Here is an 11,547-nt window from a genome sequence, read left to right on the forward strand (position 1 = left end):
GTGAAACATGAGTCAGGATCGTCCGTGGTTCAAGAATTATCCGCAAGGCGTGCCGCATGAAATCGATCTGGACGAATACCGCTCGATCGTTTCGGTATTCGAAACAGCAGTCAAGAATTTCAATGACCGCCCGGCATTCTCCAACTTCGGCAAGACCCTGACCTACAGCGAAATAGAGGTGCTCAGCCGCCATTTCGCGGCCTACCTGCTCGGCGAGTTGAAGCTGAAGAAAGGCGACCGCGTCGCCATCATGGCGCCCAACTGCCTGCAATACCCTATCGCCATCTTCGGCATCCTGCGCGCAGGATTGACCGTGGTGAACGTCAACCCGATGTACACCGCGCGCGAACTCAAGCACCAGCTGATCGACTCGGGCGCCAGCGCGCTGGTGGTGGTGGACAATTTCGGCCACACCGTACAGGAAGTGGTGGCCGACACGCCGCTGAAGCAGGTCATCACCACCGGGCTGGGCGATCTGGTCGGCTTTCCCAAGGGCGCCATCGTCAACTTCGTGCTGAAGTACGTGAAGAAGATGATTCCGGACTACGACATCGCCGGAGCGGTCCGCTTCAAGGATGCGTTGACCCTGGGCCGGATGCACCGGCTGCCCGAGATAGACATCGACAGCGAAGATATCGCTTTCCTGCAGTACACCGGCGGCACCACCGGCGTTTCCAAGGGCGCCATGCTGACCCACCGCAACCTGGTGGCCAACATGCAGCAAGCCGGCGTATGGGTGGGCACCGAGCTGAACCACGGCAACGAAGTCATCATCACCGCGCTGCCGCTGTACCACATCTTCGCGTTGACGGCCAACGGCCTGGTCTTCATGAAACTGGGCGGGCTCAACCACTTGATCAGCAATCCGCGCGACATGCCGGGTTTCGTCAAGGAACTGCAGAAGACGCGCTTCACCGCCATCACCGGCGTCAACACGCTGTTCAACGGTCTGCTCAATACCCCGGGCTTCGATCAGGTCGACTTCTCCAACCTCAAGATGACTCTGGGCGGCGGCATGGCCGTACAGCGCGCGGTCGCGGAAAAATGGAAGAAAGTGACCGGCGTAACCCTGGTGGAAGCTTATGGCCTGACCGAAACCTCGCCGGCGGCGTGCATCAATCCGATGGACCTGAAGGACTACAACGGCGCCATCGGCCTGCCTATTCCTTCCACCGACGTATGCCTGAAGGACGACGATGGCGCGACCCTTACCGTACTGGGTGAAGTGGGCGAACTGTGCATCAAGGGCCCGCAGGTGATGAAGGGTTACTGGCAGCGTCCGGAAGAGACCGCCAACGTGATCGACGCCGATGGCTGGTTGCACACCGGCGACATGGCCAAGATGGACGAAAACGGGTTCTTCTACATCGTCGATCGCAAGAAGGACATGATTCTGGTATCCGGTTTCAATGTGTATCCCAACGAGGTGGAGGACGTCATCGCCAGCATGGAGGGAGTGCTCGAAGTGGCCGCCATCGGCGTGCCCGACGAGAAATCGGGCGAGGCGGTCAAGGTATTCGTGGTGAAGAAGGATCCGTCCCTCACCGCCGACCAGATCAAAGCCTATTGCCGCGAGAATCTGACCGGGTACAAACAACCCAAACTGGTCGAATTCCGTACCGAGCTGCCCAAGACGAACGTCGGCAAGATCCTCCGCAAGGAGCTGCGCGGCCCCTCTCCGCGGTAAGCCCGCATCCGGTTCCAACCCAAGGCCGGCCCACGCCGGCCTTTTTTTTGCCCCGAGCGGGCCCCTGCGCGGACTATTTTTCTGATTTTTATGACGCATGTCACGCTTTTTGCAACAGCAAGGTTAATCCTCCCTTACACAAGCTCTTCACAGCGCCGGAAGGGGTTTTTAACGGAGTGTTCAGGTGTAGCATCGGCCCCGGCCACTACCCTTGACCACCAGACCGTCCACCCCCCATAGCTTCCCTTACAACGCAATCAAGCCGAGGATCCCAAAATGAGCAATGTCGAAAAACTGCTGCGCAGCCGCCCCTACCAGACCCTTCGCGTCGATTCCGAGCCGAATGGCGACAGCCACTGGATGTACATGCATGCGGAGGCCGCTCCTGGCGTTCGCCCCTGCTTCCACAGCCAGATGCTCGACGATGTGCTCAGCTTCATGAATTCCATCACCCTTCGCGAGTCGCAGCGCCAGTCGGGCAAGTTGCGCCATCTGGTGGTCGCATCGGAAGGTTCCGCATTCAATCTCGGCGGCGATCTGGCGCTGTTCTCGCATTTGATCCGCGAAGGCAATCGCGACCGCTTGCTCAGCTACGCGCGCCGCTGCATCGATGGCGTGTACCACCTCAACACGGGCCTGGGCGGAGATGTCCGCACCATCGCCCTGATCCAGGGCGACGCGTTGGGCGGCGGCTTGGAAATCGCGCTGTCCTGCCACACCATCGTGGCCGAAGAAGGCGTGGACATGGGCCTGCCGGAAGTGCTGTTCGGCCTGTTCCCGGGCATGGGCGCCTACTCTTTCCTGTGCAAGCGCATGTCGCCGCAGCTGGCGGAAAAAATCATCCTCGAAGGCAATATCTTCAGCAGCGACGAGATGTACCGCATGGGCGTGGTGGATGTGCTGGTTCCCAAGGGCCAGGGCGCATCGGCGGTGCAGGAATTGATCAACAAGCAGCAGCGTTCCTCGCATGCCTACCTGGCCATGAACGCTTGCCGCAATCTGGCGCAGCCGGTCGGCTACGACGAACTCATGCGCATCACCGAGGTCTGGGTGGACACCGCGCTGGCGCTGGGCGACAAGTCGCTGAAGATGATGGAGCGGATCGTTCGCGCCCAGGAAAGGCGCGCTTCCGCGCGTGCCGCCTGAGACGGCTGAGTTCCGGAGCGCGCCTCTAAAGGACTAGACCACAGGGGGAAAAGTCGAAACGGCTGCCTTGCGCAGCCGTCAGGAACGATCGCTGCCCTTCTCGGCGCCGTCGCGCATACGTCCGCGCGCTTCCAACGCCGCGCGTCCCTGGCTGAGGCTTGTGTTCAACATCGCAAGCCGCTGACGCCATTCGGTCGCGATCTGCTTGTCGCTGGCTTGCATCAGCTCGCCGCTAGCGGCCGCGAGCTTGACCAGACCGAGGTTGCTGGCCACGCCTTTCAGCGCATGCGCATGTTCGCGCAGATGCGCGCCGTCGCCGCTTTCCATCGCATGGGCCATGGCGCCCAGGCAGCCCTCGGCATCGTTGAGGCACTGCTGGATGAACTCGCGCTCGAACGCGTCGCCCATGCCCAGCACGCTGAGTTCGTTGAGCACGCTCGGATCCAGCACGTTGTCCGAAACCGGCAGCTGCGGCCTGTCGGTCTGGACCGGAGCGGTAACGCGGCCGTTGAGGGCGATTTCCGCCAGCACGTCGAGCAAGCGCGTGGCCACGATCGGCTTGGCCAGGAAGGCGCGCGCACCCGCTTGTTCGCAGCGCGAGATGGCATCCGGGGTGACGTCGGCGCTCAATACCAGCACCGGCGTGCGCGGCCCGCCGCCGGCTTCCATGATGCGCAACTGCTTCAACAGATCCAGGCCGCTGATGCCGGGCATATGCAGATCGACGATGACGGTGTCGTAGTCGGCGATTTCCAGCGCGTCCAGCACTTCCTCGCCTCCGTTCACGCAGACCACCCGGTGCCCCGCTTTCTGCAGCAGACGCTGGACGACCATGCGGTTGGCTTCGTGGTCGTCGGCGACCAGGATCTGCAGGCTGCGCACGCGCGCGCGGTGGCGCAGGAACGGATCGGAGAACGCGATGATGTTTTCCGCGCTGTGCTGTTCCTGTTCCTCGATCCACGCCGGAACCACCGGCGCCTTGACGGTCTGCACCGCTTCGAACGGCAGCTCGACCCAGAAACTGCTGCCGCGGTGCTCGGCGCTTTCGAAGCCGATGCTGCCGCCCATTGCCTCGGTAAGGCCCTTGGCGATCGTGGTGCCCAGGCCGGTGCCGCCATAGCGCCGCGACAGGCTGACGTCGGCTTGTTCGAAGGCCTCGAAAAGCCGAGCGCGCACGCTGGCGGGAATGCCGATGCCGGTATCGGTGACGATGAAACGCAGATTGATCTTGTCGTCGTGGCTGGGGACCAGCTTGACTTCCAGCCGCACGGAGCCGGTATTGGTGAACTTGACCGCATTGCCGGCCAGATTCAGCAGCACCTGGCGCAGATGGCGGATGTCGCCGCGCAATTTGGAAGGCACGTCCGAATCGATGCGCGCTTCGTAGTTGAGCTGCTTGCCGCGCGCCTGCGGCAACAGGATCATGCCGATGCTGTCGATCAGTTCCTGTGGCGAGAATTCGACGACGTCGAGCTTCAGCTTGCCCGCCTCGATCGCAGAGATGTCCAGCACGTCCTCCACCAGCGCCAGCATGCTGCGGGTCGAGGCCTGGATGGTGGACAGGCATTCGCGCTGTTCGCTGTCCAGTTGGGTGGTGGCCAACAGTTCCGACATGCCCGACAGGCCATTCAAGGGCGTGCGGAATTCGTGGCTCATGTTGGCCAGGAAGCGGCTCTTGGCCTCGTTGGCGCGATGGGCTTCCTCGGTAGCGCGGGTCAACTGGCGCAGCAACCCGGACAAGTACATGGGCACGGCGATCAGGCCCAGCAGCAAACCGATGCCCAGCGTGCGGTTCTGCACCCAGTAATCGCTCGTCACCAGCACCACGGCGAAACTGGCGCAGGCCATCGCCACTGCGATGACCAGGTAACGGTTGCCGTAACGCAGACCGTTGCCCACGGTGACCCACATCAGCACGATATAGGCCCAGGCAAGCGGCTCGCCCATGCCGATCATGGCTGCGGCCAGCAGCCCGTAATCTGCCACCATGCCCAACGCCCGGCGCGGGCCGGACTTGCCGGGACTGGCAAGCAGCCAGGCGACGATGGCGATGCCGTTGGCCAGGCCCGAAAGCACGATCGTCAACACGACCGAATACTCGCGGGCGCCGAGCATCTGGCGGGAAGACGGCAACAACGCATAGGCCAGGATCAGCGTTATCAGGCTCAGGCGGACGATGGCCTGACCGTGTTCGCTGTCGGGGCGGTTGGAGAGCCGGCTCCTGACCCAGGTCGTCAAGGCGTTCATGGCTTACTGCATGCCCGGGCGGACGTGGACGGTGGAGAACTGGTCGCAGATATCGTCGAGCCTTGCGCGGCCGCGGCCCAGCGCATCCACGCAAGCCGGATCGAACAGGCGGCCGCGCTGCGCGTACAGATACGCCAGCGCCGCATCCCGGTCCCATGCCTTCTTGTACGGGCGCGGCGAGATCAGCGCGTCGAATACATCGGCGACGGCCACGATCCTGGCTTCCAGCGGGATCGCATCGCCCTTCAGGCCATCGGGATAGCCGCTGCCGTCGTAGCGCTCGTGGTGGCGCAGCGCGATGACGGCGCCCGCCTGGATGAAGCGGTTGTGGCTGCCGCTGAGCAGTTCGTGGCCGATGCGCGGATGCCGGCGCATGACCTCGGTTTCTTCCTCGGTCAACGGTCCGGGCTTCATCAGCACCGAATCGGGAATGGCGATCTTGCCCATGTCGTGCAACGGCGCGGCCATCTCGATGGCGCGCACTTCGTCCTCGGGCAGGCCGAGCTGTTCGGCGATCAGGCCGGCGACATGGGCCATGCGTTCCAGATAGGCGCTGGTGCCGCTGTCCCGGTATTCGATGGCGCGCGCCAGCCGCGAGAGCGTCTCGCGTTCGCGCTCCTCCACTTCGTGCATGCTGGAAAGCAGCCGCTGTTCCAGCGACATGGCGCGCTGTTTGATGTTCTCGCTCTGCTGGCGAAGCTGCAGCAGGTTGCGGCAGCGGGCGCGCAGCTCGCGCGGACGCACGGGCTTGACCAGGAAGTCGATGACGCCCGCTTCCAGCGCAGCCTGGCGGATCGGCTCGTCGCCGACCACGGTGATCAGGATGATCGGTATATCCCGGTGCATCGGCAGGCGCCGGAAGCGGCGCGCGAATTCCAGCCCGTCCATGCCGGGCATGCGGTAATCCAGCAGCAGCAGATCCGTACGATTGGCTTCGCACCAGGCCAACGCCACCGAAGGATCGCCGAAATCGTGCACGGACAATTCCGAGGCGATGTCCTCGATGACATGGCGCAGCATCGTCCGCGCTGAAGTTTGATCGTCCACGATGACGATATCCAAGCCGTTTCCAACCCCATTGGGCCACGTGACGTGGCTGTCCTGTGAGGATACTCCGGTGTAGACCCTGCTGGCATCTAGCATTGTTCGACTCCTACCGGCCAACACGTCTTGGCGACGAATATACCGGTGCTTCGGAACTGGGAGACTTCTCGCCCGCGTGTTCGGGGGAGCGCGCGAAAAGTCCTGTCTTTAGCCGGAATAACGCAGAAACCGTGCCACTTTGGGTATCTGAACATCCCGGTCTGAAAGTGTGACGGAGTTCATATTTATTGGCCGCGCCCGTGCTCGCAACGCCGGTCCGGCCAAGGACGCAGGGCGCCTCAGGTCGGGATCGGCGGGCAAAAGCTGCCCAACGGCGTCACTTGGAAGCGCTTCAGCCCGTGCTTTCGGGGCGCATGTACGGGAACAGCAGGACGTCGCGGATCGAATCGGACCCGGTCAGCAGCATCACCAGCCGGTCTATGCCGATACCCAGCCCGCCGGTGGGCGCCAGTCCCACTTCCAGGGCCCGGATGTAGTCGGCATCGAAGTGCATGGCTTCGTCGTCCCCACCCTCCTTGGCTTCGACCTGGGCCAGGAAACGGGCCGCTTGGTCCTCGGGATCGTTGAGCTCGGAGAAGCCGTTGGCCAGCTCCTTGCCGTTGACGAACAACTCGAAACGGTCGGTGTAGCCGGGCTCATCGTCGTTGGCGCGGGCCAGCGGCGAGACCTCGACCGGATGGTCGGTGATGAAGGTCGGCTGGACCAGATGGTGTTCGACCGTCTTCTCGAAGATTTCCAGCAGCAGCTTGCCCCAGCCGTAGCCGGGCTTGACGTGGATCTTCAGGCGTTCGCAATGGCGGACCAGGGCTTGGCGGTCGGTGCAGTCGGCCAGGCTGATTTCCGGGTTGTGGTGGCGCACCGCTTCGTCCATGCGCCAGCGCCGGAAAGCCGGGTCCAGATCGATCCGTTCGCCGTCCCACGTCATCTGGCCGGTGCCCAGCACTGCGTGGGCCACGTCGCGGATCACGCCTTCGGTCAGGTCCATGATCTCGTTGTAGGTGGCGTAGGCCTCGTACAACTCCAGCATGGTGAATTCGGGGTTGTGGCGGGTGCTGACGCCTTCGTTGCGGAAGTTGCGGTTGATCTCGTAGACGCGCTCCATGCCGCCCACGACCAGACGCTTGAGATACAGTTCTGGGGCGACCCGCAGATACAGATCCAGGCCCAGCGCGTTGTGGTGGGTGGTGAACGGTTTGGCCGCCGCGCCGCCGGGGATGTAATGCATCATCGGCGTCTCCACTTCCAGGAAGCGGCGCGCGTCCAGCCATTCGCGGATGGCGCGGATGATCTTGGAACGCTTGATGAAGACTTCGCGCGCTTCCGGCGTCACGATCAGATCGACGTAGCGCTGGCGGTAGCGTTGTTCCACGTCCGAAAGGCCGTGCCACTTGTCCGGCAGCGGACGCAGCGACTTGGTCAGCAGGCGCAGCGCGGAAACCTTGATCGACAGTTCGCCGGTGCGGGTGCGGGTCAGACCGCCCTCCACGCCGACGATGTCGCCCACGTCCCAGCCCTTGAAGGCGTCGTAGACCCCGCCCAGCGTGTTGGATTGCAGGAACAGCTGCACGCGCCCCGATTCGTCCTGGATCTGGGCGAAGCTGGCCTTGCCCATGACCCGCTTGGCCATCAGCCGGCCGGCGACTTTCACTACGCGGTCGGCCGCTTCCAGCGCTTCGGAGGTCCACACTTCGGCGTCGGCGTACTGCGCCTGCAGGTCGCCGGCGTAGTCGAGTCGGCGGAAGTCGTTGGGAAAGGCGATGCCCTGCGCGCGCAGGGCCGTGAGTTTCGCGCGGCGCTCGGCGATGAGGCTGTTCTCGTCGACGGGAAGCGGCAGCGCGGAAGTCGGATCGGTCATGGAGGCGGGTTTCGGCTATGGAAGGAAGGGTTGCAGGGTGATGATGCTGGAAATCAGGCGTCGCTGCGTTTGGAACCCGCCTCCAGGCCGGATTTGAGGCTGGCCTCGACGAATTCGTCCAGGTCTCCGTCCAGCACCTTCTGGGTGTCGGTGCGCTCCACGCCGGTGCGCAGATCCTTGATGCGGCTCTGGTCCAGCACGTAGTTGCGGATCTGACTGCCCCAGCCGATGTCGGACTTGGTCGCCTCCAGCGCGTCGCGTTCGGTATTGCGCTTCTGGATCTCCAGCTCGTACAACTTGGCTTTCAGCATCTTCATCGCGGTGTCGCGGTTGGCGTGCTGGCTGCGGCCGGTCTGGCAGGCGACCACGGTGTTGGTCGGGATGTGGGTGATGCGCACCGCCGATTCGGTCTTGTTGACGTGCTGTCCACCGGCGCCGGAGGAGCGGTAGACGTCGGTACGCAGGTCGGCGGGGTTGATGTCGATCTCGATGTTGTCGTCCACTTCCGGCGACACGAACACCGAAGTGAACGAAGTGTGCCGGCGGTTGTCCGAATCGAACGGCGATTTGCGAACCAGCCGGTGCACGCCGATTTCGGTCTTCAGCCAGCCGTAGGCGTATTCGCCTTCCACGCGGAACGAGGCGGATTTCACCCCGGCCACTTCGCCGGCGCTGACTTCCATCAGCTCGGTCTTCCAGCCGCGCGATTCGCACCAGCGCAGGTACATGCGCAGCATCATCTCGGCCCAGTCCTGGGCTTCGGTGCCGCCAGCGCCGGCCTGGATGTCGACGAAGCAGTTGGCCGGATCCAGTTCGCCGGAGAACATGCGCTGGAATTCCAGCTTCTCCACGTGCGCATCGAAACGGTCCACGTCGGCCACCACGGCCAGCGCGGTTTCCTCGTCGTTCTCGCTTTCGGCCAGGTCCAGCAGCTCGCTGGCTTCGCCCAGGCCTTCTTCCAGGCTGGCGATGCCGTTGACGTTCTTTTCCAGGCTGGAACGTTCGCGGCCCAGGGTCTGGGCGTACTCGGCGTTGTTCCAGATATCCGGGCTTTCCAGCTCGCGGTTTACTTCTTCCAGGCGCTCGCGCTTGGCGTCGTAGTCAAAGATACCCCCGAAGCGAATGCAGCCGTTCCTGCAGATCGGCGATGCGCTGGCGGATGGGGTTGAGTTCGATCATGGGTATGGGCAACGAAGGTTGAAACAGCCGCTAATTCTAGCAGGCCGGCCTAGCAGACCGGCATGTTCAGGCGCCGGAATCCGCAGCGCTGGCACCTACCCGCCCACGCAGATCGGCGCGGTAGCGGCGGCTGCACGGCAGTGTGGTCCCGTCCTTCAGGTGCAGGCGCGCATCGCCGGTGTCCAGGGGCTCGATCGAAGCCACCTGATCGAGGTTCACCAGATAGCTGCGATGCACGCGGGCGAAGCGGCGCGGGTCCAGCTTGGTCTCGATGCCGGCGATGGTGCTGCGCAAGGGATAGTCGTGCTGGCGGACGCGCAGGTTGACGTAGTTGCCCGAGGCCTGGATCCATTCGATGTCGTTGGCCGCGACCAGGAACTCCCGGCCCAGTTTACGCACCAGGAAGCGTTCCGGCAGCTCGACAGGTTCCACCGGCGGTCCTTCGTCGGGTGCCTCCAGCAGGCTGGCCTCGCCTTGCCAGCGGCGCAGCACGAAGCGGTAGCCCTCCATCACCACAACGATGGAGGCGAAGCTGCGGATGTCCTTCAGGTATTCGTAGAGGAACTCCCTGCCCCACGGGCCGAAATCGTATTCCATGCCTTGCCAGCGATAAACCAGCATGCGCAGCGACACCATGCCCGCCACGTGCAACAGCGAAACCGCCACGCTGGCCAGCAGATACCAGGGAATGCGCTGCCGCCAGTTGTCCCAGTGCAGCGGGAAGCGACGGGTGAACCAGGCGATGGCGGGCAGCAGGGCCAGCAACCAGACCAGCCCGCTGCTCCCTTCCCACAGCACCGGCTCCCAGCTCAGAGTGTCCGATTGGCGCCGCCTGATCTCCATCAGGGTGGTGAGGCTGTTGCCGATGAAGTTGCTGCCGAGCAGCACTATCCAGAAGCCGATTTCGACGGTCCGCTGCCAAGGCAGGAAACGGCGATAGGCGGCGTCGGAATCGGAAAGGGGCATCGGCGCATTCTAGGCGAGCGGGCCGTTCGATCGCCGGCGTCCGTCCCCGGGAAGCAGCGATTGGTCCCTTGGTGCCCGCAGCCGATCCCTTCGCGCTGGCGCCATGCCGGTTGTGGACCGCCAATGACGGCCTGTCCCGAACAAAGGTTAGCCATGGAACGTCGCCACGATCTCGACTGGGTGCGCGTCTGCGCCTTCGGCCTGCTGGTGCTGTATCACGTGGGCATGTACTACGTGAGTTGGGACTGGCACGTCAAAAGTCCGCACGCCGGCGAAACCCTGGAACCGTTCATGCTGCTGTCCAGTCCCTGGCGGTTGTCGTTGCTGTTCCTGGTGTCCGGCGCGGCCAGTGCGTTCCTGCTGGCGAAGATGCCGAAAGGCTTTCTTGGTTCGCGTTCCTGGCGCCTGCTGCCGCCCCTGATCTTCGGCATGCTGGTCATCGTGCCGCCGCAGTCCTACTACGAGATTCTGGATTCGGGTTATCCCGGCGGTTACCACGATGGCTACCTGGCTTTCTGGCGGCGTTATCTGGCCGGCGATGGATCGTTCTGCGACCAGGACGGCTGCCTGGACCTGCCGACCTGGAACCACCTGTGGTTCGTCGTCTATCTGTGGGTCTATACGGTGGCGGTCTGGCTGATCAACCGCATCGCGCCGAATGCCCTGCCCCGCGCCAGCCAGTGGCTCGGCCGTATGCTGTCCGGTCCAGGCAGCCTGTTGTGGCCGGTGGTGTTATTGGCGGTAGTCCGAATCGCCCTGGTCGAGCGCTTCGAATCCACCCATGCGCTGGTCGACGACTGGTACAACCACGCGCAGTATTTCAGCGTATTCCTGCTGGGCTTCCTGATGGCCCGCACGACGGGCTTCTGGGAATCGCTGCAGCGGCTGCGCTGGTTCTCGTTGACGCTGGCTGCAGCCAGCTACGGCTTCCTCATCTGGTACTTCTACGCCAGCGGTTACGGCGACGCCAATCCGCCGCCGGACGCCCTGCGCAACTTCCAACGCATGGTCTGGGCAACCAACCAGTGGACCAGCATCGCCGCCATCTTCGGTTTCGCCTACCGGTTGCGGCATGCGGACAGCCCGGCGCTGCGCTACCTGACCCCGGCGGTGTTCCCGGTCTACATCCTGCATCAGACCGTCATCGTAATCGCCGCGTACAACCTGAAACCGCTGGGCATCGCGCCTTTGCCGGAAGGCCTGTTGCTGGTAGCGCTGACCTTCGCAGCGTGCTTCGGCGGCTACGGGATCATAAGGCGCATCCGCTGGCTGCGGCCCTTGTTCGGGCTGAAGGCGGGAAACGGATCCAGTGCGAAAAAGCCGGGCGCTGTAGAAGCGCGTGCGCCGAGTTAACTGGATGCCG

At 63.5% G+C, this 11,547-nt stretch carries 8 protein-coding genes; 3 read left to right on the top strand and 5 right to left on the bottom strand.

Going from position 1 to position 11,547, the window contains the following annotated elements; all coding sequences use genetic code 11:
• Nucleotides 1-7: 7 nt before the first annotated feature.
• The gene (locus CSC73_RS02380; RefSeq protein ID WP_163838862.1) at nt 8-1,687 is read left to right on the top strand and encodes a long-chain fatty acid--CoA ligase; all 1,680 of its coding nucleotides are present in this window, start codon (nt 8-10) and stop codon (nt 1,685-1,687) included.
• Between the two features lie 276 nt (nt 1,688-1,963).
• Nucleotides 1,964-2,833, top strand: coding sequence for a crotonase/enoyl-CoA hydratase family protein (locus CSC73_RS02385; RefSeq protein ID WP_163838863.1), 870 nt, complete (start codon nt 1,964-1,966; stop codon nt 2,831-2,833).
• Nucleotides 2,834-2,911: 78 nt separating this feature from the next.
• Here CSC73_RS02385 and CSC73_RS02390 read toward each other — a convergent pair whose 3' ends face one another.
• From CSC73_RS02390 to CSC73_RS02410, 5 genes are all read right to left on the bottom strand, one after another.
• Nucleotides 2,912-5,080 (bottom strand): ATP-binding protein, encoded by a 2,169-nt coding sequence (locus tag CSC73_RS02390; protein WP_163838864.1) that lies wholly within the window; start codon nt 5,078-5,080, stop codon nt 2,912-2,914.
• A gap of 3 nt (nt 5,081-5,083) precedes the next feature.
• The gene (rpfG, locus tag CSC73_RS02395; RefSeq protein WP_163838865.1) at nt 5,084-6,223 is read right to left on the bottom strand and encodes a cyclic di-GMP phosphodiesterase response regulator RpfG; all 1,140 of its coding nucleotides are present in this window, start codon (nt 6,221-6,223) and stop codon (nt 5,084-5,086) included.
• A 292-nt stretch (nt 6,224-6,515) separates the two neighbouring features.
• The gene (gene lysS / locus CSC73_RS02400) at nt 6,516-8,039 is read right to left on the bottom strand and encodes a lysine--tRNA ligase (protein ID WP_163838866.1); all 1,524 of its coding nucleotides are present in this window, start codon (nt 8,037-8,039) and stop codon (nt 6,516-6,518) included.
• Between the two features lie 53 nt (nt 8,040-8,092).
• Nucleotides 8,093-9,218, bottom strand: a protein-coding gene (gene prfB / locus CSC73_RS02405; protein WP_163838867.1) for a peptide chain release factor 2 whose coding sequence is annotated in 2 segments (ribosomal slippage) — nt 8,093-9,142 and nt 9,144-9,218 — 1,125 coding nt in all. Because the reading frame shifts where the segments join, the coding sequence is not laid out codon by codon here.
• Nucleotides 9,219-9,284: 66 nt separating this feature from the next.
• A complete protein-coding gene (locus tag CSC73_RS02410; RefSeq protein WP_163838868.1) occupies nt 9,285-10,184 on the bottom strand; it encodes a LytTR family DNA-binding domain-containing protein in 900 nt (299 codons plus the stop codon).
• 153 nt (nt 10,185-10,337) lie between these two features.
• On the opposite strand from CSC73_RS02410, the gene CSC73_RS02415 reads away from it, so the two are divergent.
• Nucleotides 10,338-11,537: an acyltransferase gene (locus tag CSC73_RS02415; protein WP_246197290.1), complete on the top strand. Its 1,200-nt coding sequence runs from the start codon at nt 10,338-10,340 to the stop codon at nt 11,535-11,537.
• The last annotated feature ends 10 nt before the right edge of the window (nt 11,538-11,547 follow it).

This window comes from Pseudoxanthomonas sacheonensis (genome assembly GCF_010093305.1).
Taxonomy (GTDB): Bacteria; Pseudomonadota; Gammaproteobacteria; order Xanthomonadales; family Xanthomonadaceae; genus Pseudoxanthomonas_A; species Pseudoxanthomonas_A sacheonensis.

Bases quoted from the DNA above. Each gene is read 5' to 3' on its own strand.
- CSC73_RS02385 (WP_163838863.1), top strand. From the start codon at position 1,964: ATGAGCAATGTCGAAAAACTGCTGCGCAGCCGCCCCTACCAGACCCTT.
- rpfG (WP_163838865.1), bottom strand. From the start codon at position 6,223: ATGCTAGATGCCAGCAGGGTCTACACCGGAGTATCCTCACAGGACAGC.
- CSC73_RS02415 (WP_246197290.1), top strand. From the start codon at position 10,338: ATGGAACGTCGCCACGATCTCGACTGGGTGCGCGTCTGCGCCTTCGGC.
- CSC73_RS02390 (WP_163838864.1), bottom strand. From the start codon at position 5,080: ATGAACGCCTTGACGACCTGGGTCAGGAGCCGGCTCTCCAACCGCCCC.
- lysS (WP_163838866.1), bottom strand. From the start codon at position 8,039: ATGACCGATCCGACTTCCGCGCTGCCGCTTCCCGTCGACGAGAACAGC.
- CSC73_RS02380 (WP_163838862.1), top strand. From the start codon at position 8: ATGAGTCAGGATCGTCCGTGGTTCAAGAATTATCCGCAAGGCGTGCCG.
- CSC73_RS02410 (WP_163838868.1), bottom strand. From the start codon at position 10,184: ATGCCCCTTTCCGATTCCGACGCCGCCTATCGCCGTTTCCTGCCTTGG.